General features: G+C 60.5%; 19 protein-coding genes. 10 read left to right on the top strand and 9 right to left on the bottom strand.

Features of this window, described 5'->3' with window-relative positions; all coding sequences use genetic code 11:
• Positions 1-10 precede the first annotated feature (10 nt).
• Both BLU52_RS02570 and BLU52_RS02575 read right to left on the bottom strand, forming a co-directional pair.
• The gene (locus tag BLU52_RS02570) at positions 11-1,636 is read right to left on the bottom strand and encodes an ABC transporter substrate-binding protein (RefSeq protein WP_090281748.1); all 1,626 of its coding nucleotides are present in this window, start codon (positions 1,634-1,636) and stop codon (positions 11-13) included.
• 260 nt (positions 1,637-1,896) lie between these two features.
• A complete protein-coding gene (locus BLU52_RS02575) occupies positions 1,897-3,498 on the bottom strand; it encodes an ABC transporter substrate-binding protein (RefSeq protein ID WP_090281749.1) in 1,602 nt (533 codons plus the stop codon).
• Between the two features lie 962 nt (positions 3,499-4,460).
• On the opposite strand from BLU52_RS02575, the gene BLU52_RS02580 reads away from it, so the two are divergent.
• Positions 4,461-4,826, top strand: a complete 366-nt coding sequence (locus BLU52_RS02580; protein ID WP_167359883.1) for a DUF6124 family protein — start codon at positions 4,461-4,463, stop codon at positions 4,824-4,826.
• 168 nt (positions 4,827-4,994) lie between these two features.
• Here the strand turns inward: BLU52_RS02580 and BLU52_RS02585 are convergent, their stop codons facing one another.
• A complete protein-coding gene (locus tag BLU52_RS02585; protein ID WP_090281751.1) occupies positions 4,995-5,711 on the bottom strand; it encodes an SIMPL domain-containing protein in 717 nt (238 codons plus the stop codon).
• A gap of 258 nt (positions 5,712-5,969) precedes the next feature.
• On the opposite strand from BLU52_RS02585, the gene BLU52_RS02590 reads away from it, so the two are divergent.
• The 4 genes from BLU52_RS02590 (at position 5,970) to BLU52_RS02605 (ending at position 10,550) form a co-directional block, all read left to right on the top strand.
• The gene (locus BLU52_RS02590; RefSeq protein ID WP_090281752.1) at positions 5,970-7,229 is read left to right on the top strand and encodes an ATP-binding protein; all 1,260 of its coding nucleotides are present in this window, start codon (positions 5,970-5,972) and stop codon (positions 7,227-7,229) included.
• Positions 7,226-7,786 carry a response regulator transcription factor gene (locus tag BLU52_RS02595; RefSeq protein ID WP_003221630.1) on the top strand — a complete coding sequence of 187 codons (561 nt, stop codon included), beginning with the start codon at positions 7,226-7,228 and terminating at the stop codon, positions 7,784-7,786. Before BLU52_RS02590 ends, BLU52_RS02595 begins: the two co-directional genes overlap by 4 nt.
• 96 nt (positions 7,787-7,882) lie before the next feature.
• Positions 7,883-9,610 (top strand): ABC transporter ATP-binding protein/permease, encoded by a 1,728-nt coding sequence (locus BLU52_RS02600; RefSeq protein WP_090281753.1) that lies wholly within the window; start codon positions 7,883-7,885, stop codon positions 9,608-9,610.
• 190 nt (positions 9,611-9,800) lie between these two features.
• The gene (locus tag BLU52_RS02605) at positions 9,801-10,550 is read left to right on the top strand and encodes a FadR/GntR family transcriptional regulator (RefSeq protein WP_177344124.1); all 750 of its coding nucleotides are present in this window, start codon (positions 9,801-9,803) and stop codon (positions 10,548-10,550) included.
• A 3-nt stretch (positions 10,551-10,553) separates the two neighbouring features.
• Here BLU52_RS02605 and BLU52_RS02610 read toward each other — a convergent pair whose 3' ends face one another.
• The gene (locus tag BLU52_RS02610) at positions 10,554-10,934 is read right to left on the bottom strand and encodes a hypothetical protein (RefSeq protein WP_090281754.1); all 381 of its coding nucleotides are present in this window, start codon (positions 10,932-10,934) and stop codon (positions 10,554-10,556) included.
• A 297-nt stretch (positions 10,935-11,231) separates the two neighbouring features.
• Here BLU52_RS02610 and kdgD point away from each other — a divergent pair, with 297 nt between their 5' ends.
• The 5 genes from kdgD to BLU52_RS02635 all read left to right on the top strand — a co-directional run bounded on the left by kdgD (position 11,232) and on the right by BLU52_RS02635 (position 17,931).
• Positions 11,232-12,143, top strand: a complete 912-nt coding sequence (gene kdgD / locus BLU52_RS02615) for a 5-dehydro-4-deoxyglucarate dehydratase (RefSeq protein ID WP_090281755.1) — start codon at positions 11,232-11,234, stop codon at positions 12,141-12,143.
• A 74-nt stretch (positions 12,144-12,217) separates the two neighbouring features.
• Positions 12,218-13,663, top strand: a complete 1,446-nt coding sequence (locus BLU52_RS02620; RefSeq protein ID WP_090281756.1) for an aldehyde dehydrogenase family protein — start codon at positions 12,218-12,220, stop codon at positions 13,661-13,663.
• 148 nt (positions 13,664-13,811) lie between these two features.
• The gene (locus tag BLU52_RS02625; RefSeq protein WP_090281757.1) at positions 13,812-15,173 is read left to right on the top strand and encodes an MFS transporter; all 1,362 of its coding nucleotides are present in this window, start codon (positions 13,812-13,814) and stop codon (positions 15,171-15,173) included.
• Positions 15,174-15,184: 11 nt separating this feature from the next.
• Positions 15,185-16,738, top strand: coding sequence for a galactarate dehydratase (gene garD, locus BLU52_RS02630; protein WP_090281758.1), 1,554 nt, complete (start codon positions 15,185-15,187; stop codon positions 16,736-16,738).
• A gap of 251 nt (positions 16,739-16,989) precedes the next feature.
• Positions 16,990-17,931 (top strand): AEC family transporter, encoded by a 942-nt coding sequence (locus BLU52_RS02635; protein ID WP_090281759.1) that lies wholly within the window; start codon positions 16,990-16,992, stop codon positions 17,929-17,931.
• A 117-nt stretch (positions 17,932-18,048) separates the two neighbouring features.
• Here the strand turns inward: BLU52_RS02635 and BLU52_RS02640 are convergent, their stop codons facing one another.
• The 5 genes from BLU52_RS02640 to gatA all read right to left on the bottom strand — a co-directional run bounded on the left by BLU52_RS02640 (position 18,049) and on the right by gatA (position 22,962).
• A complete protein-coding gene (locus tag BLU52_RS02640) occupies positions 18,049-18,429 on the bottom strand; it encodes a carboxymuconolactone decarboxylase family protein (RefSeq protein WP_090281760.1) in 381 nt (126 codons plus the stop codon).
• Positions 18,426-19,487, bottom strand: coding sequence for a calcium/sodium antiporter (locus tag BLU52_RS02645; RefSeq protein ID WP_090281761.1), 1,062 nt, complete (start codon positions 19,485-19,487; stop codon positions 18,426-18,428). The genes BLU52_RS02640 and BLU52_RS02645 overlap by 4 nt, the downstream gene beginning before the upstream one ends.
• A 46-nt stretch (positions 19,488-19,533) precedes the next feature.
• Positions 19,534-19,905, bottom strand: a complete 372-nt coding sequence (locus BLU52_RS02650) for a septal ring lytic transglycosylase RlpA family protein (protein ID WP_090281762.1) — start codon at positions 19,903-19,905, stop codon at positions 19,534-19,536.
• 149 nt (positions 19,906-20,054) lie between these two features.
• Positions 20,055-21,500, bottom strand: a complete 1,446-nt coding sequence (gene gatB / locus BLU52_RS02655) for an Asp-tRNA(Asn)/Glu-tRNA(Gln) amidotransferase subunit GatB (RefSeq protein WP_090281763.1) — start codon at positions 21,498-21,500, stop codon at positions 20,055-20,057.
• A gap of 10 nt (positions 21,501-21,510) precedes the next feature.
• Positions 21,511-22,962: an Asp-tRNA(Asn)/Glu-tRNA(Gln) amidotransferase subunit GatA gene (gatA, locus tag BLU52_RS02660; protein WP_090281764.1), complete on the bottom strand. Its 1,452-nt coding sequence runs from the start codon at positions 22,960-22,962 to the stop codon at positions 21,511-21,513.
• Positions 22,963-22,975: the final 13 nt, after the last annotated feature.

Consider the following 22,975-nt stretch of genomic DNA (forward strand, 5'->3'; position numbering starts at 1 on the left):
TTGCAATGCCTTACTTGCTGACGCTGACGCCGTAGAAAGAATTCAAGCCGAATGGGCTGATCTTGAAATCCTGCACGTTGGCGCGCATGGGTTGGTACACCGTCGAGTGAGCGATAGGTGTCATCGGGACTGCATCTTTGAGGACGTGTTGCGCCTGTTTGTACAGTTCGGTGCGCTTGCCCTGATCGGTCGTGCGTTTGGCTTCTTTCACCAGACCGTCGAACTTCTTGTCGCACCACTTGGAGAAGTTGTTGCCGCTGAGCGAGTCGCAGCCGAACAGCACGTTCAGCCAGTTGTCCGGATCACCATTGTCACCGCTCCAGCCAATGATCATGGCCTGGTTCTCGCCACCTTTGGAACGCTTGATGTACTCGCCCCATTCGTAGCTGGTGATCTTCACTTTCAAGCCGATCTTGGCCCAGTCGGACTGGAGCATTTCGGCCATCAGCTTGGCGTTCGGGTTGTATGGACGTTGTACCGGCATCGCCCACAGCACGATTTCGGTACCTTCCTTGACGCCGGCTTCCTTGAGCAGCTGTTTGGCTTTCTCAGGGTCGTACTTGGTGTCTTTGATGGTGGTGTCGTAGGACCACTGGGTCGGCGGCATGGCGTTGACGGCCAGTTGACCCGCGCCCTGGTAAACCGAATCGATGATCTGCGGCTTGTTCACCGCCATGTCCAGCGCCTGGCGCACGCGCAGGTCAGCCAGTGGGTTGGCTTCGTTGCTGCCCTTGACCTTGTCCATCACGTTGTAGGCGATGTAGCCGAGGTTGAAACCGGCCTGATCCGGCATCTTCAGCGCTTTGTCTTCTTTCAGCGCCTTGAGGTCGGCCGGACGCGGGAACAGGGTGACCTGGCACTCGTTCTTTTTCAGCTTCTGGATACGCACCGACGGGTCGGTGGTGATGGCGAAGATCAGGTTGTCGATCTTCACGTCTTCCGGCTTCCAGTAATCCTTGTTGCCGGTGTAACGGATATTGGAATCTTTTTGGTAGCTCTTGAACACGAACGGACCAGTGCCGATCGGCTTCTGGTTGATGTCGGCGGCTTTGCCATCCTTGAGCAGCTGGGCCGCGTATTCGGCGGACTGCACGGAAGCGAAGCTCATCGCCAGGTTCTGGATGAACGCGGCGTCGACTTCTTTCAACGTGAACTTGACAGTGTGGTCGTCGACCTTATCGATCTTGGTGATGTTGGTGTCCATCCCCATGTCGGTGAAGTACGGGAATTCGGTCGGGTACGCCTTACGGAAAGGGTCGTCCTTGTTGATCATGCGGTTGAAAGTGAACAGCACGTCGTCGGCGTTGAATTCACGAGTCGGCTTGAAATACGGGGTGGTGTGGAACTTGACGCCTTCACGCAGGTGGAAGGTGTACGTCAGGCCGTCATCGGAAATGTCCCACTTGGTCGCCAGCCCAGGAATCACGGCGGTGCCGCCGCGCTCGAACTGGGTCAGACGGTTGAACATGGTTTCGGCTGAGGCGTCGAAGTCGGTTCCGGTGGTGTACTGGCCTGGGTCGAAACCGGCCGGGCTGCCTTCGGAGCAGAACACCAGGTTAGTCGCAGCGGATGCGAACGGTGCGGAGGCTAACAAGCCTGCGCCGACTAAAAACGGAATGACCGCGTGTTTAAGCATGTTGGCCTCATGATTTGTTGTCATTTTTTAGTAGTGAGGTACGACCTCGTGAGTCGTGCCTGCGGATACTTATGCAGGGGCCATACCCAATGCAAGATCCAGAGCGGTCGGCGGCGTCAAAGCGTGGCACGAACGTACCTTAATGTCGCATCCGTATAACTTCTGACGCATTTGACCGTTTGCGGGTGGTTTTTACGGTGCAAATCGAGCCCCAAAACAGTGCGCCGGTCACGTTGTGCGCGCTGCGTTGGGGCTCGGTGTTACCTATTTATACCCACGCCATAGAAGGGGGTGAGACCGAACGGGCTGATACGGAAATCAGTGACTTCCTTGCGCAGCGGCTGGAACACCGTGGAGTTGGCAATCGGCGTGATTGGCACTTGTTGTTTAAGGATCAGTTGCGCCTGTTGATACAGCTTTATCCGTTGCGCCTTATCAGTAGCAACCTTGGCTTGCTGAACGAGCTTGTCGTAGGCCGGGTCGCACCATTTGGCATAGTTGCTGCCCTTTACCGCCGCGCAGCTGTAGAGCACGCCGAGCCAGTTGTCCGGGTCGCCGTTGTCGCCGGTCCAGCCGTAGATCATCGCGTCGTGCTCGCCGTTTTTCGCGCGTTTGATGTACTCGCCCCACTCGTAGCTGACGATGTTGGCCTTGATGCCGATCTTCGCCCAGTCCTGCTGGATCATCTGCGCCGACATGCGTGCATTCGGGTTCGATGCGCGCTGCACTGTCATCGCCCAGAGGTTGATGGTTGTACCCGGCGCAACCCCTGCTTCTTTCAGTAGCACCCGGGCTTTTTCCGGGTCGTATGGCGCGTCCTTGATGTTCGAATCGTACGACCATTGCGCGGGCGGCAAGGCGTTGTGTGCCAACTGGCCGGCACTTTGGTAAACGGCCTTGATGATGGCCGGCTTGTCGATGGCCATGTCCAGCGCCTGACGCACCTTTAGCTGGTCCAGTGGCGGGTGCGTGGTGTTGTAGGCGAGGAAACCGAGGTTGAAACCGGGCTGCTTGAGCACGCGCAGGTTCGGGTCTTTTTCCATCACTTCGATATCGGCCGGGCGCGGGTAGCCGCTGACCTGGCATTCACCGGCCTTGAGTTTTTGCAGACGTACGGCCGCGTCCGGAGTGATCGAGAAAATCAGGTTATCGATCTTCACGTCTTCGGGTTTCCAGTAGGCCTTGTTCGCGACATAGCGGATCTGCGAATCCTTCTGGTAGCGCTTGAACACGAACGGGCCAGTGCCGATGGGTTTCTGATTGAGGTCGGCGGCTTTGCCTTCCTTCAATAGCTGCGCGGCGTATTCGGCCGACTGCACCGAGGCGAAGCTCATGGCGAGGTTCTGCACGAAGGCAGCGTCGACGTTGTTGAGATTGAAGCGCACGCTGTGCTCGTTGAGTTTTTCCACCGATTTGATCGTGGTGTTCAGGCCCATATCGGTGAAGTACGGGGACTCGGCGGGGTAGGCCTTGCGGAAGGCGTTAGCCGGGTCGAGCAGGCGCTGGAAGGTGAATACGACGTCGTCGGCGTTGAAGTCGCGGGTCGGGGTGAAGTAGTCGGTGGTGTGGAATTTCACCCCTTCGCGCAGGTGGAAGGTGTATTGCAGGCCGTCGCTGGAGACGTCCCATTTTGTCGCCAGGCCGGGCTCGATGTCGGTGCCGCCGCGCTGGAATTGGGTGAGGCGGTTGAAGACGGTTTCGGCGGAGGCGTCGAAGTCGGTGCCGCTGGTGTATTGGCTGGGGTCGAAGCCGGCGGGGCTGGCTTCGGAGCAGTAGACCAGGGTTGTGGCGGCATGTGTGATCGGGGCTATGGTCGTTAGTGCGAGGGTGATCAGTAGTGGTTTGAGGGTGAATCTTGGCATGGAGTCCCCGGGGATTTGCTGGCTATGTTTTTCAGGGTAGCGGGGATTTGCGGGGCTTCGGAAATATCGTTTTTCGTGTTGGGGTGTCTGTCTCGGTATATAGAGGCTTATGTTGTGTTGTTTTGGGTGTATATCCGTTGCTGCGGTAACGGCGGCTTATGGTTTCGCCTGACGGCGACTCACTTTTTTTACAAACGCCTAAAAAAAGTAAGCAAAAAAACGCTTGCTCCTGCGTACGGCCCTCGCAGGCTCGGGTCCCTTCGCTGCGGGACCGATCCGGGCGCAGCGGCTACGGTTTGCTTCGCTGCACCTCCTTCCGCTGTGTCTGGCTGCGCCAGACGGTCGCTGCGCTCCCACGCCCGGATCGATCCCTCCACTCAGCCTTCCGACGTCGCCGGTGACGCAAGATCAAAAGCAGGCGAGCTGACACTCGGCCTATTGAGTGGTGAGAAGCGACGCATGGCTTGGGATTTTCGGTGGATTCGCCCCTCACCCCAGCCCTCTCCCCCAGGAGAGGGAGCCGATTCGTGGGCCGTTCAAAACCTGAGTTCGACTCGGTATTTCAGGTCGGAGTGGCTTTCGCATCCACCGCGGTCAGTCCCCTCTCCCTCCGGGAGAGGGCTAGGGTGAGGGATGGCTTTTGGCTGTTTAAAGCTGTGTCAGATAACCAGAACCTTCCCACAAGGTTTTCAGGTTGTCCGTCGGACGCTCGCTCTCTAGGCTCTGGGTGTCGCTGAATGTTCAGTGATCGGGTGTGAGAACCCGCTGAGCTTGAAACTGGCACCAGTAAGACCATAATTGCGGCCGGCTTATCAGCTGTCGCGATGCCTTATGGCGGCTGTGTGCGGGCAGACTTCGGTCTGGCCGGTTTTCTGCTCACCGGTTTCTCACTCCGCACATAGCTGCCACCCTTCGTCACGTGAGAAATGGCTAAGGGCGGCTCGAATTACGAGCAGATTTGTATGAAAGATAAAATTGTCCCCGACCCACCCCTTGAACCCACAACCCCTCTCGAAGACGCCGTCCGCGCCGACGATCAAATCAAGAACCGCGAAGCCATAAAGCGTGCCCTCGATTTCTATCTCTGCCCTCCACCCAGCAAACCGCATCCACCGAGCACGATGTTTTTGATCCAGCCCGACATCGACACTGAGAGCCTGCTGGCTCATGCCTGTGAGTCACTGGCTTCGGCGAATACCCTTGCCGGAAACTTTGCCGATCAACTGGGCCGGCCCGAGCGCAATACGGTGCTGGCGATTCAGCAGATCATCATGCTGGCGGAGCTGGCGGTGAATCGGGCGCTGGATCGGGTTGATCCGCAGGCTTGAGACCGCGTCATCGTTGTTCGCGAGCAGGCTCACTCCTACAGGGGAATGCATTTCAAACTGTGTGCGAGCCTGCTCGCGAAAGCGGTGGAGCATTCACCACAAATCCCCGGCATAAAAAAACCGCCGATCATTCACCGATCGGCGGTCCTTCATTCAGCCAAGCTCAATTCACTGCATCAACACTTCAATCGAGCCATCGGCGGTCATGCTGACCTGACTGGTGCCGGCTTCAACTTCTGGTGTCACCGGTGCTGAATCCATGGCGGCGGCTTTCATCATCATTGGGGCGCGCAGGTACGGTTGTGGGTAACCGTTGCTGTTGAGGTTCAGGTTGACGATTTTGTAGCCTTTGCCGCCCAGGGCGTCGGTGGCCAGTTGTGCGCGGGCCTTGAAAGCGCTGACGGCTTCTTTGAGCAACTGGTCTTCGCTGGCCTTGCGGGTCGGGTCGGCGATGGCGAAGTCCATGCCGCCCATTTTCAGGTCGGTCAGCAGCTCGCCGGTGAGTTTCGACAGGGCGGCGAAGTCGGTGCTTTCCAGGCGCAGTTCGGCGCGTTCACGCCAGCCGGTGATTTTCTGGCCCTTGGTGTCGTAGATCGGGTAGCTGTTGCGGCTGCCCGTGCGCAGGGTGATGTCCTTGACTTGCTTGGCCTGGGCCGTTGCCTTGTTCATCGTGGTGCTGATGGCGGCGGCGAGTTTGGCCGGGTCGGTGTTCTGGTCTTCGGTGTAGAGCGTCACGATCATCTGATCGCGGGCCACTTCCTGGCTGACTTCGGCGCGCAGGGAAATCTGGTTGTAGTGCAGCTCATCGGCGGCCAGGGCCGGAAGGCTGGCGATGCTGCCCACGGTCAGGGCGAGAAGGGCGGCGCTGCGGCGAACTGTGTGCATGAAAGCTCCTTGAGGGGGCGCAGGTGTTGGTTCGAGCCTGCGTGAACCATCAGACTCTATAAAGCAGCTGCAAGTTGCAAGCTTCAAGCTGCAAGTAAAAGCAAGAGCAAGAACTGCGGCGTTTTTGATCTTGCTTGCCGCTTGAAGCTTGCAACTTGCAGCTGCTTTCCTGTGGTCGTTTGCCGCACTTTCGCCTCTCACGCCCGCGCCTTGGTTATACTCCCTGCGATCCGCCTGGAGCGCTCATCAGGAGAGCTCATGCTCGCCCCCGTACAACTGACTTCCGCCACTCGCCAGAACCTCTGGCGGCTGACGTTCATTCGCACCCTCGTGCTCGCCGCGCAGGCCGGTTCTGTGGGGCTGGCGTATTGGCTGCAATTGTTGCCGTTGCCGTGGGTGCAACTGGCGATGACCCTCGGCTGTTCGACCTTGCTCTGTGTATTCACCGCCGTGCGTCTGCGCACATCGTGGCCGGTGACCGAGCTTGAATACGCGCTGCAACTGGCGTGCGATCTGGTGATTCACAGTGCGCTGCTGTATTTCTCCGGCGGCTCGACCAACCCGTTCGTTTCCTATTATCTGGTGCCGCTGACCATCGCCGCGGTGACGCTGCCGTGGCGCTATTCGGTGATCCTGTCGGGCATTGCGCTGGCGTTGTACACGGTGATGCTGACGCGTTTCTATCCGCTGGAGACCTTGCCGGTGGCCCGCGAGAATCTGCAGATCTACGGCATGTGGCTGAGCTTTGCATTGGCGGCGGCGGTGATTACCTTTTTCGCTGCGCGCATGGCCGAAGAGTTGCGCCGTCAGGAAGAGTTGCGGGCGATTCGCCGTGAGGAAGGTTTGCGCGATCAGCAGTTGCTCGCCGTCGCCACTCAGGCCGCAGGCGCTGCCCATGAACTTGGCACGCCGCTGGCGACCATGAGCGTGTTGCTCAAGGAAATGCAGCAGGACCATCCCGACCCGATGTTGCAGGACGATCTGAAGGTGCTGCAAGATCAGGTCAAGCTGTGCAAGGAAACCTTGCAGCAACTGGTCCGTGCCGCCGAGGCCAACCGGCGTCTGGCGGTAGAAATGCAGGACGTCACCGACTGGCTCGACGAAGCGCTGAACCGCTGGCATCTGATGCGCCCGGAGGCCAGTTATCGCTTCCAGCGTCTCGGCCAGGGCAGCGTGCCGCGCATGGCACCGCCGCCGGATCTGACCCAGGCGCTGCTCAATCTGCTGAACAATGCCGCCGACGCCTGCCCGGAAAACCTCCAGGTCACCCTGGATTGGGATGCGGAAACGCTGACCATCAGCATCCGCGACCACGGCGCCGGTGTGCCGCTGGCCATTGCCGAGCAGATCGGCAAACCGTTTTTTACCACCAAGGGCAAAGGTTTCGGCCTGGGCCTGTTTTTGAGCAAGGCCAGCGTGACACGCGCCGGCGGCTCAGTGAAACTCTATAGTCATGAGGAAGGCGGCACGCTCACCGAGCTGCGCCTGCCCCACGGCGCCCGAGGAGACCTAACATGAGTGACGAAATCCAAGTCGAAGGCGAAGAACTGCCGCATTTGCTGCTGGTCGATGACGACGCAACCTTCACCCGCGTGATGGCGCGTGCCATGGCCCGCCGTGGCTTTCGCGTCAGCACCGCCGGTTCCGCCGAAGAAGGCTTGACCATCGCTCAGGCCGATCTGCCGGATTACGCCGCGCTCGACCTGAAAATGGACGGTGACTCCGGTCTGGTGCTGTTGCCCAAGCTGCTGGAGCTGGACCCGGAAATGCGCGTGGTGATCCTCACCGGTTATTCGAGCATTGCCACGGCGGTCGAGGCGATCAAGCGCGGTGCCTGCAACTACCTGTGCAAACCGGCCGACGCCGACGACGTGCTGGCTGCGTTGCTGTCCGAGCACGCCGACCTCGACAGTCTGGTGCCGGAAAACCCGATGTCGGTCGACCGCCTGCAGTGGGAGCACATCCAGCGTGTGCTCACCGAGCACGAAGGCAACATCTCCGCCACTGCCCGCGCCTTGGGCATGCACCGCCGCACCCTGCAGCGCAAACTGCAGAAGCGCCCGGTTCGTCGCTGAACCTGCGCTGAACGACTATCGCCAGCCCTCGCGATGAAACGCACCGATCATCTATGATCGGTGCGTGTCTGTTCTTATCTTTATCGAGCCTTATCCATGAATCAGAACGCTGAATATTCCGCGGTCAACGATGCTGTGCGCGGGCAGTTTTTTCGCAAAGTCTGGGCGATGACCACGCCTTATTGGCGCAGTGAAGAGAAGGGCAAGGCCTGGACATTGCTGATTGCCGTGATTGCACTGACATTGTTCAGCGTGGCCATCTCGGTGTGGATCAACAGCTGGTACAAGGACTTCTACAACGCCTTGCAGAAGAAGGACGAGGCGGCGTTCTGGCAGTTGATCCTGTATTTCTGCGGCATTGCTGCGGTGGCGATTCTTGGTGCGGTGTATCGCCTGTACCTGACGCAGATGCTGACTATCCGCTGGCGGGCGTGGCTGACCGAAAAGCACTTCAAGCGCTGGCTCGACCACAAGAACTATTACCAGCTGGAGCAGGGCGGTTACACCGATAACCCCGATCAGCGAATTTCCGAAGACCTCAACACCTACACTGCCAACACCCTGAGCCTGGGCCTCGGGCTGCTGCGCACGATTGTCAGCCTGGTGTCGTTCTCGATTATTTTGTGGGGCGTTTCGGGCAGCATCGAGGTCTTTGGTATCGAGATTCCCGGCTACATGTTCTGGTGTGCGCTGCTCTATGCGGCTGTCGGCAGTTGGCTGACGCACCTGATCGGTCGCCGCTTGATCGGTCTGAACAACCAGCAGCAACGCTTCGAGGCCGACCTGCGTTTCTCCATGGTGCGGGTGCGGGAAAACGCCGAAAGTATTGCGCTGTACAACGGCGAGCCGAATGAAAATCGCCGTTTGAGCAGCCGCTTCGGCCTGGTCTGGCACAACTTCTGGGACATCATGCGCGTGTCCAAGCGTCTGACGTTCTTCACCTCCGGCTACGGCCAGATCGCAATCATTTTCCCGTTTATCGTCGCGGCGCCGCGCTACCTGTCCGGCAAGATCGAACTGGGCGAGCTGATGCAAATCAACTCGGCGTTCGGCAACGTGCAGGAGAACTTCAGCTGGTTCATCACTGCCTACGCGGATCTGGCCGCGTGGCGTGCGACCTGTGATCGTCTGCTGAGCTTCCGTCAGGCCATGAGCGACAACGAAGAGCGGGCTCCAGCCATTGATGTGCAGAACCGGGGCAGCGAATTGCAGGTGCATAACCTCGGGCTGGATCTGGCCGACGGCCGTCATCTGTTGACCAACGCCGACATGACCGTGGAACCGGGTGAGCGAGTGATGCTCAGCGGGCGTTCCGGCAGCGGCAAGTCGACGTTGCTGCGGGCGATGGGGCACTTGTGGCCGGCGGGGCATGGCAATATTCGCCTGCCAGCGGCGCGTTATCTGTTCCTGCCGCAGAAACCGTATCTGCCGATCGGTACCTTGCGCGAAGCGCTGAGTTATCCACAACCGGGCGACACTTACGCAACAGAGCGTTATGCCCAGGTACTGGAAACCTGTCGCCTGCCGCATCTGGTTGCACGGCTGGACGAAGCCAATCACTGGCAGCGCATGCTGTCGCCGGGCGAACAGCAGCGCCTGGCCTTCGCCCGCGCGCTGCTTTATGCACCGCAATGGCTGTACATGGACGAAGCGACCTCGGCGATGGACGAGGAGGACGAAGCGACGCTGTACCAGGCGCTGGTCGATCAGATCCCGGGGTTGAGTATCGTCAGCGTCGGCCATCGCAGCAGTCTGAAACGTTTCCATCCACGGCATGTGCGGATCGATAGCGGGCATTTGGTCGAACAAACCGTAACGGCCTGACACCACGCATTCCCTGTAGGAGTGAGCCTGCTCGCGATAGCGGTATGACAGTCAAAGAGGATGCCGACTGAACTGACGCCATCGCGAGCAGGCTCACTCCTATAAGGAGCATTGTGATCTGGGCGGTGATCGTACAACCCGCTTGAGCTATGATGGCCGCAAGCCGAACTTTCGAGACAAGATGCAGACCATGGAAAAGCTGATGGACACCCCGCGCCTACCGCGCAAGCGCCGCAGTCTGGCTCAGGAACTGGTGACGGTGCTGAGCGAGCAGATCCGCGATGGTCTGCTCAAACGTGGTGACAAGTTGCCCACCGAGTCGGCGATCATGGAAGCCCATGGCGTCAGCCGCACCGTGGTGCGTGAGGCGATTTCCCGTCTGCAGGCCGCAGGTCAGGTGGAAACCCGCCATGGCATCGGCACCTTCGTCCTCGACACGCCGAGCCCGAGTGGTTTCCGTATCGACCCGGCGACCGTCGTCACCCTGCGTGACGTTCTGGCTATCCTCGAATTGCGCATCAGCCTCGAAGTCGAATCCGCCGGCCTCGCCGCACAACGCCGCACGCCCGAACAACTGGCAACCATGCGCGCCGCCCTCGATGCGTTGAACGAAAGCGCGTCCCACGCCAGCGATGCCGTGTCGTCAGACTTTGCCTTCCACCTGGAAATCGCCCTGTCCACCGGCAACCGCTATTTCACCGACATCATGACCCACCTGGGCACCAGCATCATTCCGCGTACCCGGCTTAACTCGGCGCGCCTGGCCCATGATGACCAGCAGCACTACATGGGCCGCCTGAGCCGTGAGCACGAGGAAATCTACGACGCGATCGCCCGTCAGGATTCCGATGCTGCCCGCGCGGCGATGCGCCTGCATTTGACCAACAGCCGTGAGAGGCTGCGCCAGGCTCATGAAGAGGCGCAGGCGCAGCGAGGGTAAGTATTACGCCTCTATTCGCAGCCTCAGCGGCAGCGAATACGGCTCCATACTCGACTCATCCCGAAACTTGTAGCGCAGCTCTACCTCGCGGCCCAGGTACGGTTGCAGTGCTTCCTTCGGCAACTGCACCTCGATGTCGAACAGCTTTTCCATTTCATCTTCGGCATCGTCCCAGGCGCCGGTATCGACTTCGTCTCCCTCCCATTCGGGTTCTTCGCCATCGCTGCCGAGGATCGCGTAGACGGTCCAGTTCGCTGCGAAATCGCTGGAATCCGGAACCTGCACAGTGAGGATGTCCGGCAATTGCGAAAGATGAACGGTGACGCAGTCGTCTTTCGCAGGGGCTGCGTGGGTGAGGGTGGGGGCGGAAAAATGCATCGACATACGGCTTCCTTTGAGTGGTCCGCCACGATCCTTCGTGGCAGTCGACCCACTTTACGAGCCGCTCGCCCTCAATGACTTAAACGAATCCAGACCAGATATTTCCGTGAACGGAAGCCGCAAGGACGGGCGTTGCAGCGATTTTGCCCCGCGCGACTGCCAATCTTGTCAGACAAAAAAGTGCCGACAACGATGAAATGCAGTTGACGGTTATCTTTTAAGTTGTACGATGACCTACAACTTCAGCCAAGGCTGAACGGTCCACTCACAATAAAACGTTGCTACCAGGGTGTTCGAATAATGAATCCACAAGAACTGAAGTCCATCCTCTCTGCCGGCCTGCTGTCGTTCCCGGTGACCGATTTCAACGCGCAAGGCGATTTCAACCGCGCGGGCTACATCAAACGCCTGGAATGGCTGGCTCCGTATGGCGCTTCGGCCCTGTTCGCAGCGGGCGGCACCGGTGAGTTCTTCTCCCTGGCCGCCAGCGAATACTCGGAAATCATCAAGACTGCCGTCGACACCTGCGCGACCAGCGTGCCAATCCTCGCCGGCGTGGGCGGTTCGACCCGTCAGGCCATCGAATACGCTCAGGAAGCCGAGCGTCTGGGCGCCAAAGGTCTGCTGCTGCTGCCGCACTACCTGACCGAAGCGAGCCAGGACGGCGTTGCCGCTCACGTTGAAGCCGTGTGTAAATCGGTGAACATCGGCGTGGTCGTCTACAACCGCAACGTTTGCCGCCTCAACGCGCCGCTGCTGGAACGTCTGGCCGAGCGCTGCCCGAACCTGATCGGTTACAAGGATGGCCTGGGCGATATCGAGTTGATGGTGTCGATCCGTCGCCGCCTCGGTGATCGTTTCAGCTACCTCGGTGGTCTGCCGACCGCTGAAGTCTACGCCGCGGCCTACAAGGCGCTGGGCGTGCCGGTCTACTCCTCGGCGGTGTTCAACTTCATCCCGAAAACCGCGATGGACTTCTACCACGCGATCGCCCGTGAAGATCACGCCACCGTTGGCAAGATCATCGATGACTTCTTCCTGCCGTACCTGGACATCCGCAACCGCAAGGCCGGTTACGCCGTGAGCATCGTCAAGGCCGGGGCGAAAATCGCCGGCTATGACGCAGGTCCGGTGCGTGCGCCGCTGACCGACCTGACCGGCGAAGAGTACGACATGCTCGCCGCGCTGATCGACAAGCAGGGCGCGCAGTAACACCTGAGTAGAGCGAGGCCGCTGAGCAATCAGCGGCTTTTTGCGTAAAGGCTTTTAGAGTTGAGGGCTGCCCTGTGACAACAGCAAAACGCTACGACAACTACATCAACGGCGAGTGGGTCGCCGGTGCCGATTACTCGGCCAACATCAACCCGTCCGAATTGAGCGACAACATCGGCGACTACGCCAAGGCTGACCTGAATCAGGTCAACGCTGCCATCGACGCCGCCCGCGCGGCATTCCCGGCGTATTCCACTTCGGGCATTCAGGCCCGTCACGATTCGCTGGACAAGGTCGGCACCGAAATCCTCGCCCGTCGCGAAGAACTTGGCACGCTGCTGGCTCGCGAAGAAGGCAAGACCCTGCCGGAAGCCATCGGCGAAGTGACCCGCGCCGGCAACATCTTCAAGTTCTTCGCCGGCGAATGCCTGCGCCTGTCCGGTGACTACGTGCCGTCGGTACGCCCGGGCGTCAACGTTGAAGTCACTCGCGAAGCGCTGGGCGTGGTCGGCCTGATCACCCCGTGGAACTTCCCGATCGCCATTCCTGCCTGGAAAATCGCCCCGGCCCTGGCCTACGGCAACTGCGTGGTGCTCAAGCCTGCCGATCTGGTGCCGGGCTGCGCCTGGGCCCTGGCGGAAATCATCTCCCGCGCGGGCTTCCCGGCCGGTGCGTTCAACCTGGTAATGGGCAGCGGTCGCGTGGTTGGCGAGGCGTTGGTCAACAGCCCGAAAGTCGACGGCATCAGCTTCACCGGTTCGGTAGGCGTTGGTCGGCAGATCGCAGTCAACTGCGTTTCGCGCCAGGCCAAGGTGCAGCTGGAAATGGGCGGCAAGAACCCGCAGATCATTCTCGACGACGCCGACCTCAAGCAAGCCGTCGAGCTGTCGGTGCAGAGTGCGTTCTACTCCACCGGTCAGCGCTGCACGGCGTCGAGCCGTCTGATCGTGACCGCCGGCATCCACGACAAATTCGTCGAGGCCATGGCCGAACGCATGAAGTCGATCAAGGTCGGCCACGCCCTCAAAGCCGGCACCGACATTGGTCCGGTGGTGTCCCAGGCGCAGCTCGAACAGGACATGAAGTACATCGACATCGGCCAGTCCGAAGGTGCGCGTCTGGTCAGCGGCGGTGGTGTGGTGACCTGCGACACCGAAGGCTACTTCCTCGCGCCGACTTTGTTCGCCGACAGTGAAGCGTCGATGCGCATCAGCCGTGAAGAGATCTTCGGCCCGGTCGCCAACGTCGTGCGCGTGGCGGACTACGAAGCGGCATTGGCGATGGCCAACGACACCGAATTCGGTCTGTCCGCCGGCATCGCCACCACTTCATTGAAGTACGCCAACCACTTCAAGCGCCACTCCCAGGCCGGGATGGTAATGGTCAACCTGCCGACCGCCGGTGTCGATTACCACGTACCGTTCGGTGGCCGTAAAGGTTCGTCCTACGGCTCGCGCGAGCAGGGCCGCTATGCGCAAGAGTTCTACACAGTCGTGAAGACCAGTTACATCGGTTCCTGACCCTGTGGGAGCTTGCCTGCAAGCGATGGCATCACCGCGGTGTGACTGAAACACCGCAGTGAGGCCATCGCCGGCAGGCCAGCTCCCACAAAAGCAAGACCAAAGAAGCTTCACCCCGCATAAAAATAATCAGTGGGAGTACATCTACATGCAATCGTCCAAGCCGACTCACGTCCGCTATTTGATCCTGCTCATGCTGTTTCTGGTGACCACGATCAACTACGCCGACCGTGCCACGATCGCCATTGCCGGCTCCAGCCTGCAAAAGGATCTGGGCATCGACGCCGTTACCCTCGGCTACATCTTCTCCGCATTCGGTTGGGCCTACGTGGCCGGGCAAATCCCCGGTGGCTGGCTGCTCGATCGCTTCGGCTCGAAAAAAGTCTATGCGCTGAGCATTTTCACCTGGTCGCTGTTCACCGTGCTGCAAGGCTTTGTCGGTGAATTCGGCATGTCCACCGCGGTGGTTGCGCTGTTCATGCTGCGTTTCCTTGTGGGCCTGGCCGAAGCGCCATCGTTCCCTGGCAATGCGCGCATTGTTGCCGCGTGGTTCCCGACCGCTGAACGCGGCACCGCCTCGGCGATCTTCAACTCGGCGCAGTACTTCGCCACCGTGTTGTTCGCGCCGCTGATGGGCTGGATCGTCTACAGCTTCGGCTGGGAGCACGTGTTCATCGTCATGGGGATCCTCGGTATCGTGTTCTCGCTGGTCTGGCTGAAAGTGATCTACAGCCCGCGCGAGCATCCACGCATCAATGACGCCGAGTTCAAGCACATCGCCGACAACGGCGGCATGGTCGACATGGACCAGAAGGGCAAGAAGGCCGACGGTCCGAAGTGGGATTACATCCGTCAGTTGCTGACCAACCGCATGATGCTCGGCGTGTATCTGGGCCAGTACTGCATCAACGGCATCACGTATTTCTTCCTGACCTGGTTCCCGGTGTATCTGGTGCAAGAGCGTGGCATGACCATTCTCAAGGCTGGTTTCATCGCTTCGTTGCCAGCGATCTGCGGCTTCATCGGTGGGGTGCTCGGTGGGGTGATTTCCGATTACCTGTTGCGCAAGGGCCACTCGCTGACCTTCGCCCGCAAGGCACCGATCATTGCCGGTCTGCTGGTGTCGAGCAGCATCGTGGCGTGCAACTATGTCGAAGTGGAATGGATGGTCGTTGGCTTCATGGCCCTGGCATTCTTCGGCAAAGGCGTGGGCGCACTGGGCTGGGCGGTGGTGTCCGACACCTCGCCGAAGCAGATCGCCGGTTTGAGTGGCGGCCTGTTCAACACCTTTGGCAACATCGCTTCGATCACCACCCCGATCGTGATTGGCTACATCATCAGCTCTACCGGTTCGTTCAAATGGGCGCTGGTGTTTGTGGGTGCCAACGCACTGGTCGCGGTGTTCAGTTATCTGGTGATCGTCGGCCCGATCAAGCGTGTGGTCCTCAAAGAGCCGCCTGCCAAGGGCGGTAATGAAGCCACCGGCAATTTGTCTCAAGCGCATTCCTGAGGAGCGGCGTCATGCAGTTGATTGAACATTCCGACTCGCCGCGCTACATCCGCCTGCACGAGCGGGACAATGTTGTAGTGGTGGTCAACGACCAGGGCGTACCGGCCGGCACTGAATTTGCCGATGGTCTGGTGACGGTGGATTTCGTTCCGCAGAGCCACAAGGTCACCCTGGAAGACATTCCCGAGGGCGGCGCGGTGATTCGTTACGGGCAGATCATCGGTTATGCCTTGCAGCCGATCCGTCGCGGCAGTTGGGTCAAGGAAGATCAACTGCGCATGCCGACCGCACCTCCGCTGGACAGCCTGCCGCTGTCCACCGACGTGCCGGACGCGCAGGCTCCACTGGAAGGCTTCACCTTCGAGGGTTATCGCAACGCCGACGGCACCGTCGGCACGCGCAACATTCTCGGCATCACTACGACCGTGCAGTGCGTCACCGGCGTGCTCGATCATGCGGTGAAAAGGATCAAGGAAGAGCTGCTGCCCAAGTACCCTCACGTCGATGACGTGGTGGCACTGACCCACAGCTACGGCTGCGGCGTGGCGATCACCGCCACCGACGCCTACATTCCGATCCGCACCGTGCGCAATCTGGCGCGCAACCCGAACCTGGGCGGCGAGGCACTGGTGATCAGCCTGGGCTGCGAGAAATTGCAGGCCGGACAGGTGATGCACGAGGACGATGCGTCGGTCGATCTCAGCGACCCGTGGTTGTATCGCTTGCAGGACTCCAGCCACGGCTTCACTGAAATGATCGAGCAGATCATGGAACTGGCCGAGGTCCGTTTAAAGAAGCTCGACCAGCGCCGCCGTGAAACCGTGCCGGCGTCCGAGCTGATTCTGGGCATGCAGTGCGGCGGCAGCGATGCCTTCTCCGGCATCACCGCCAACCCGGCGCTGGGTTTTGCCTCGGATCTGCTGCTGCGTGCCGGGGCGACGGTGATGTTTTCCGAAGTCACCGAAGTGCGCGACGCGATCTACCTGCTGACCTCTCGCGCACAAACGCAAGCCGTGGCTGAAGAGCTGGTGCGCGAAATGGACTGGTACGACCGTTACCTGGCCAAGGGCGAGGCCGATCGCAGTGCCAACACCACGCCGGGCAACAAGAAGGGCGGCTTGTCGAACATTGTCGAGAAGTCGCTGGGTTCGATCGTCAAGTCGGGCAGCAGCGCGATCAACGGCGTGCTCGGCCCGGGCGAGCGCTTCAAGCAGAAGGGTTTGATTTTCTGTGCGACACCGGCCAGCGATTTTGTCTGCGGCACCTTGCAACTGGCGGCGGGGATGAACCTGCATGTGTTCACCACCGGGCGTGGCACGCCTTACGGGCTGGCGATGGCGCCAGTGGTCAAGGTCTCGACGCGAACCGAACTGGCGCAGCGCTGGCCGGATCTGATCGACATCGATGCCGGGCGCATTGCTACCGGACGCGCGACCATCGAGGAGTTGGGTTGGGAGCTGTTTCACTACTATCTGGATGTCGCGAGCGGCAAGCAACAGACCTGGGCGGAGAAGCACAAGCTGCATAACGACATCACCTTGTTCAACCCGGCGCCGATTACCTGATCGTTTCATGGAAGATCAAAAGCCCCTCACCCCAGCCCTCTCCCGGAGGGAGAGGGGGCCGACCGAGTTGTTTTGCGCTATACATCGACCCGACAAATCGGGTCGATTATGGATTCGACGATGTGATTGCAGGTCGGTGGATTTTTTAAATATCCCCCGATCGGTTCCCTCTCCCTTTGGGAGAGGGCTAGGGTGAGGGGCTTTTGCTTTATCATTGCCCCTAATCGACGCTCACCCAAGGCACCCCCGGCATGCTGGCAATCTTCCTCGAAACCCTGAACATCACCGCGCCGGTATTTGCCATGCTGTTTCTCGGTGTGCTGCTCAAGCGCATCGACTGGATCAACGACAACTTCATTCACACCGCCTCCTCGCTGGTGTTCAACGTGACCATGCCGGCGCTGCTGTTTCTCGGCATCCTGCATGCGGACCTGCACGCCGCCCTGCAACCGTCTCTGCTGATCTACTTCTCCCTCGCCACCCTGGTGAGCTTTGCCGTGGCCTGGGGCTGGGCGATTTTCCGTTGTCCGCGGGAAGATCGCGGCATCTACACCCAAGGCGCGTTTCGCGGCAACAACGGCGTGATCGGTCTGGCCCTCGCGGCGAGCATGTACGGTGACTACGGGATTTCCCTCGGCGCTATTCTCGCGGCGCTGGTGATCCTGTTTTACAACACCCTGTCGACCATCGTCCTGGCGGTCTACAGCCCGGTGATCAAGTCCGATCCGTGGAGCATCTGCAAAAGCGTGTTCAGCAACCCGCTGATCATCAGCGTGATCGCCGCGGCGCCCTTTGCCTATTTCAAGATCGCCTTGCCGGGTTGGCTGGAGACGTCGGGTCAGTATCTGGCGCAGACCACATTACCGCTGGCGCTGATCTGCATCGGTGGCACGCTGTCGCTGGCGGCGTTGCGCAAGAGCGGCAAGATGGCGCTCAGTTCCAGTCTGGTGAAAATGGTCGGCTTGCCCGTGCTGGCGACGCTGGGCGCGTGGCTATGGGGCTTTCGCGGGGCGGAGCTGGGGATTCTGTTTCTGTACTTTGGCAGCCCGACGGCCGCGGCGAGTTTCGTCATGGCGCGGGCGGCGCAGGGCAATCATGAACTGGCGGCGGCGATTATCGTAATGACCACATTGATGGCGGCGATCACGACCAATATCGGGATCTTTGTGTTGCAGTGGGGTGGGTGGATCTGACCTGGATTGTGCGGTGCTGCTGATGGCCCCATCGCGAGCAGGCTCACTCCTACATTTGGAATGCGTTCCCCTTGTAGGAGTGAGCCTGCTCGCGATAGCTATTTCAGCCGCGCCGAATCATTCCGGTTTTTGGTAGGTATCAATCACTTCCTGCGCCGCACGAAACGCGTCAATCGCTGCCGGCACGCCGGCATACACCGCACAATGCAGCAGCGCTTCACGAATCTCCTCCACCGTGCAGCCATTGTTCAGCGCGCCGCGCACATGGCCCTTCAGCTCTTGCGGACACTTGAGTGCGGTCAGCGCGGCGAGGGTGATCAGGCTGCGGGTTTTCAGCGGCAAGCCTTCACGATTCCACACCCCGCCCCAGGCGTGTTCATTGACGAAATCCTGCAACGGCTGGGTGAACTCGGTGGCGTTGCCCAGCGCGCGATCAACGAACGCGTCGCCCATTACCTGACGGCGGATTTCAACCCCGGACTGCTTCGATTCGGTCATGGCATATCCTTCTTGTGATGTTGGCGGCGCCAGGCGCGTATCGACGTGAACAACAAAAACATCAACAGCGGCGGCAAGACGTAAAACAGCATCAGTCGCTCGAGCCGGCCGGCCAACGGCATGCCGGTGGTGAACGACACCACATGCAGCCCGTAGACCAGATACAAACCGAGCAACAGCAAACCTTCGGCGCGGGTCACGCGGTAGCCGGAGTAGAACACCGGCAGGCACAGCGCCGCGACCCCGAGCATTACCGGCAAATCGAAATCCAGCGCATTCGGCGAGACCGACAACGGCGTCGGTGCGATCAGCGCGGTGAGGCCCAGCACGCCGAGCAGGTTGAACAGGTTGGCGCCGATCACGTTGCCGACGGCGATATCGCGTTGCCCGCGCAATGCGGCGATCAATGAGGTGGCCAGTTCCGGCAATGAGGTACCGACCGCGACCACAGTCAGGCCGATCACCCGTTCGGAGAAACCCAGATCGGTGGCGACCACAACCGCGGCGCCCAGCAACAGATGCCCGGCAAACACCAGCATCGCCAGCCCGACGCTGATCATCAGCAAACTGCCGAACCACGACGCCTGGGCGACGTCAGGTTGCTCGGAATGCGGCCGTGTCGAGTGACGTGACTGACGCAACAGCAGACCGAGGTAGAGCGCCAAAGCGGCAAGCAACAAGATGCCGTCGAAGCGGCCGATCTCTTTGTTCCAGGCCAACAGAAACACCAGCAGGCTGGCGCCGATCATCAGCGGAATATCAAGTCGCACCAGTTGCCGCGAAACGCGCAGCGGAATGATCAGCGCCGACAGTCCGAGCGTGACGAGGATATTGAAGATGCTGCTGCCGACCACGCTGCCGACGGCGATGTCCGGGTTGTGCGCCAGCGCTGCCTGCAGGCTGACGGCCATTTGCGGTGCGCTGCTGCCGAGGGCGACGATGGTCAGGCCGATGATCAGCGGGCGTACATGCAGACGTGCCGCCAGACGCACCGCCGCGCGCACCATCAGTTCGGCACCGAAGATCAGCAGGCACAGGCCGGCGAGCAGTTCGATCAGGCTGATCAGGGGTAGGTCGGCTAATCCGAAAATGGTCGGCGCTCCATTAATCGAGGGCCTGTACGCGAACCCGCGCGGTGCCGCTGCGCAGCATACCGATTTCTTCGGCGGCCTCGCGCGACAGATCGATCAGCCGGCCACGGGTGTGCGGGCCGCGGTCATTGATGCGGACCACCACCGATTCATCGTTTTTCAAATTGGTGACTTTTACCCGCGTGCCGAAGGGCAATTGGCGGTGGGCGGCAGTCAGGGAATGCTGGTTGAACGCTTCGCCGCTGGCGGTGCGTTTACCGTGGTGTCTGGCTCCGTAATAGGAGGCGACGCCGCTCTGGTCGTAACCGTGCGGGTCGATGGTGTCGGTGCTGGCGCAACCGGCCAGCAGGGAGAGCAGGGCGCTGCTCAGGAACAGACGCTTCATTCAAAGGTATCCCGAATCAAATGCAGGAGTGAGCCTGCCCGCGATAGCGGTTCGACAGTCAACTTTTCAGTGTCTGACATTTCGCGATCGCGAGCAGGCTCACTCCTACAGGGGATGGAGCCAGGCTTTGGCTCTGGCTCCATTTGTGGTCAGCCTTCGAGCTTGCTTTTCAGCAGTTCGTTCACTTGCTGCGGGTTGGCCTTGCCTTTGGAGGCTTTCATGGCCTGACCGACGAAGAAGCCGAACATCTTGCCGCGTTTGGCTTCATCCGCTGCACGGTACTGTTCGACCTGCTCGGCGTTGGCTGCGAGCATTTCATCCAGCACGGCCGAAATCGCGCCGGTGTCGGTGACCTGCTTCAGGCCGCGCTTTTCGATGATCTCGTCAGCACTGCCTTCGCCGTTGGCCATCGCTTCGAACACCACTTTGGCGATCTTGCCGGAGATGGTGTTGTCCTTGATGCGCTGCAGCATGCCGCCCAATTGTTCGGCGGAAACCGGCGATTCGTCGATGTCCACGCCTTGCTTGTTGAGCAGGCTGCCCAACTCGACCATCACCCAGTTCGCCGCCAGTTTCGCGTCGCCACCGATGGCTGCGACTTTCTCGAAGTAATCCGCTTGCTCACGGCTGGTGGCCAGCACGTTGGCGTCATAGGCCGACAGACCGAACTGGCTCTGGAAGCGCTCGCGCTTTTGCGGTGGCAGTTCCGGCAGGGTGGCGCGCACCTCGCCGAGGAACGACTCTTCGATGACCACGGGCAGCAGGTCCGGATCGGGGAAGTAACGGTAGTCGTTGGCTTCCTCTTTCGAGCGCATCGGACGGGTCTCGTCCTTGTTCGGATCGTACAGGCGGGTCTGCTGAATCACTTTGCCGCCGTCTTCGATCAGCTCGATCTGGCGCTGGATCTCCGAGTTGATCGCCTTCTCGATGAAGCGGAACGAGTTGACGTTCTTGATCTCGCAGCGCGTACCGAACTCGACCTGGCCTTTCGGACGGACCGACACGTTGCAGTCGCAACGCAGCGAGCCTTCGGCCATGTTGCCGTCGCAGATGCCCAGGTAACGCACCAGTGCGTGGATCGCCTTGACGTAAGCCACGGCTTCCTTGGCGCTGCGCATGTCCGGCTCGGAAACGATTTCCAGCAGCGGCGTGCCGGCACGGTTCAGGTCGATGCCGGTGGCGCCGTTGAATTCTTCGTGCAGGCTCTTGCCGGCGTCTTCTTCCAGGTGCGCGCGGGTGATGCCGACGCGTTTGACCGTGCCGTCTTCCAGGGCGATGTCCAGGTGGCCCTTGCCGACGATCGGCAATTCCATCTGGCTGATCTGGTAGCCCTTCGGCAGGTCCGGGTAGAAGTAGTTCTTGCGCGCGAAGACGTTGTGCTGACCGATCTCGGCGTCAATCGCCAGACCGAACATCACTGCCATGCGCACCGCTTCCTGGTTGAGCACCGGCAGCACGCCGGGCATGCCCAGGTCTACGAGGCTGGCCTGGGTATTCGGCTCGGAGCCGAATGTGGTGGAACTACCGGAAAAGATTTTCGACCGGGTGGTGAGCTGAGTGTGAATCTCCAGCCCGATCACGACTTCCCATTGCATGTGTGTCTCCTCAGAAGCCGGTTGGGGTGCGGGTGTGCCAGTCGGTGTTGAGCTGGTACTGGTGCGCCACATTAAGCAGGCGACCTTCCTGGAAATACGGCGCAAGCAGTTGCACGCCCACCGGCAGACCGTCGACAAAACCGGCCGGCATCGACAGGCCCGGCAGGCCGGCGAGGTTGGCGGTGATGGTGTAGACGTCTTCCAGATAGGCCGCGACCGGGTCGCTGTTCTTCGCGCCGAGCTTCCAGGCCGGGTTCGGCGTGGTCGGGCCGAGGATGATGTCGACTTCATTGAACGCCGTCATGAAATCGTTTTTCACCAGACGACGGATCTTCTGCGCTTTCAGGTAGTAGGCGTCGTAGTAACCGGCGGACAGCGCATAGGCACCGACCATGATCCGGCGCTGCACTTCAGGCCCGAAGCCTTCGCCACGGGAGCGCTTGTACAGGTCGATCAGGTTTTCCGGGTTCTCGCAGCGGTGGCCGAAACGCACGCCGTCGAAACGCGACAGGTTCGAGGAGGCTTCTGCCGGCGCGATCACGTAGTAAGCCGGAATCGCGTGCTGCATGTTCGGCAGGCTGATTTCCTTGATCACCGCGCCGAGCTTCTGCAACTGCTGGATGCTGTTCTGGATCAGTTCGGCGATGCGCGGGTCGAGACCGGCGCTGAAGTATTCCTTCGGCACGCCGATGCGCAGGCCTTGCAGCGAGTCGCCGAGGCTGGCGGAGTAATCCGGCACGGGCTCATCGATGCTGGTCGAGTCGTTCTGGTCGAAACCGGCCATGCCTTGCAGCAGGATCGCGCAGTCCTCGGCGGTGCGCGCCAACGGGCCGCCCTGATCGAGGCTGGACGCGTAGGCAATCATGCCCCAGCGCGAAACGCGACCGTAGGTCGGTTTCAGGCCGGTCAGGTTGGTGAATGCCGCCGGCTGACGGATCGAGCCGCCAGTATCGGTAGCAGTCGCGGCAGGCAACAGGCGAGCAGCGACAGCGGCGGCCGAACCACCGGACGAACCGCCCGGTACGTGTTCCAGATTCCACGGGTTTTTCACCGCGCCGTACCAGCTCGATTCGTTGGCCGACCCCATGGCGAATTCGTCCATGTTGGTCTTGCCCAGGGTGACAGCGCCGGCAGCAGCCAGCTTCGCCACCACGGTGGCGTCGTACGGCGCCTTGAAGTTGTCGAGCATCTTCGAGCCGCAGCTGGTGCGAATGCCCTGGGTGCAGAACAGGTCTTTGTGGGCGATCGGCGCGCCGAGCAGGGCGCCGCTCTCACCGTTGGCGCGGCGTGCGTCGGCGGCTTTCGCCTGCTCGAGGGCCAGCTCTTCGGTGAGGCTGATGAAACTGTTGAGCTGTGGATCGAGCTGGGTGATACGCGCCAGCAGGACCTTGGTCAGCTCTTCGGAGGAAAACTTTTTATCGGCGAGACCGCGGGCGATCTCGGCCAGAGTCATTTGATGCATTGCAGGCTCTTTC

The sequence above is a fragment of the Pseudomonas granadensis genome, from assembly GCF_900105485.1.
Taxonomy (GTDB): domain Bacteria; phylum Pseudomonadota; class Gammaproteobacteria; order Pseudomonadales; family Pseudomonadaceae; genus Aquipseudomonas; species Aquipseudomonas granadensis.

Bases quoted from the DNA above. Each gene is read 5' to 3' on its own strand.
- BLU52_RS02570 (WP_090281748.1), bottom strand. From the start codon at position 1,636: ATGCTTAAACACGCGGTCATTCCGTTTTTAGTCGGCGCAGGCTTGTTA.
- BLU52_RS02575 (WP_090281749.1), bottom strand. From the start codon at position 3,498: ATGCCAAGATTCACCCTCAAACCACTACTGATCACCCTCGCACTAACG.
- BLU52_RS02580 (WP_167359883.1), top strand. From the start codon at position 4,461: ATGAAAGATAAAATTGTCCCCGACCCACCCCTTGAACCCACAACCCCT.
- BLU52_RS02585 (WP_090281751.1), bottom strand. From the start codon at position 5,711: ATGCACACAGTTCGCCGCAGCGCCGCCCTTCTCGCCCTGACCGTGGGC.
- BLU52_RS02590 (WP_090281752.1), top strand. From the start codon at position 5,970: ATGCTCGCCCCCGTACAACTGACTTCCGCCACTCGCCAGAACCTCTGG.
- BLU52_RS02595 (WP_003221630.1), top strand. From the start codon at position 7,226: ATGAGTGACGAAATCCAAGTCGAAGGCGAAGAACTGCCGCATTTGCTG.
- BLU52_RS02600 (WP_090281753.1), top strand. From the start codon at position 7,883: ATGAATCAGAACGCTGAATATTCCGCGGTCAACGATGCTGTGCGCGGG.
- BLU52_RS02605 (WP_177344124.1), top strand. From the start codon at position 9,801: ATGGAAAAGCTGATGGACACCCCGCGCCTACCGCGCAAGCGCCGCAGT.
- BLU52_RS02610 (WP_090281754.1), bottom strand. From the start codon at position 10,934: ATGTCGATGCATTTTTCCGCCCCCACCCTCACCCACGCAGCCCCTGCG.
- kdgD (WP_090281755.1), top strand. From the start codon at position 11,232: ATGAATCCACAAGAACTGAAGTCCATCCTCTCTGCCGGCCTGCTGTCG.
- BLU52_RS02625 (WP_090281757.1), top strand. From the start codon at position 13,812: ATGCAATCGTCCAAGCCGACTCACGTCCGCTATTTGATCCTGCTCATG.
- garD (WP_090281758.1), top strand. From the start codon at position 15,185: ATGCAGTTGATTGAACATTCCGACTCGCCGCGCTACATCCGCCTGCAC.
- BLU52_RS02635 (WP_090281759.1), top strand. From the start codon at position 16,990: ATGCTGGCAATCTTCCTCGAAACCCTGAACATCACCGCGCCGGTATTT.
- BLU52_RS02640 (WP_090281760.1), bottom strand. From the start codon at position 18,429: ATGACCGAATCGAAGCAGTCCGGGGTTGAAATCCGCCGTCAGGTAATG.
- BLU52_RS02650 (WP_090281762.1), bottom strand. From the start codon at position 19,905: ATGAAGCGTCTGTTCCTGAGCAGCGCCCTGCTCTCCCTGCTGGCCGGT.
- gatB (WP_090281763.1), bottom strand. From the start codon at position 21,500: ATGCAATGGGAAGTCGTGATCGGGCTGGAGATTCACACTCAGCTCACC.
- gatA (WP_090281764.1), bottom strand. From the start codon at position 22,962: ATGCATCAAATGACTCTGGCCGAGATCGCCCGCGGTCTCGCCGATAAA.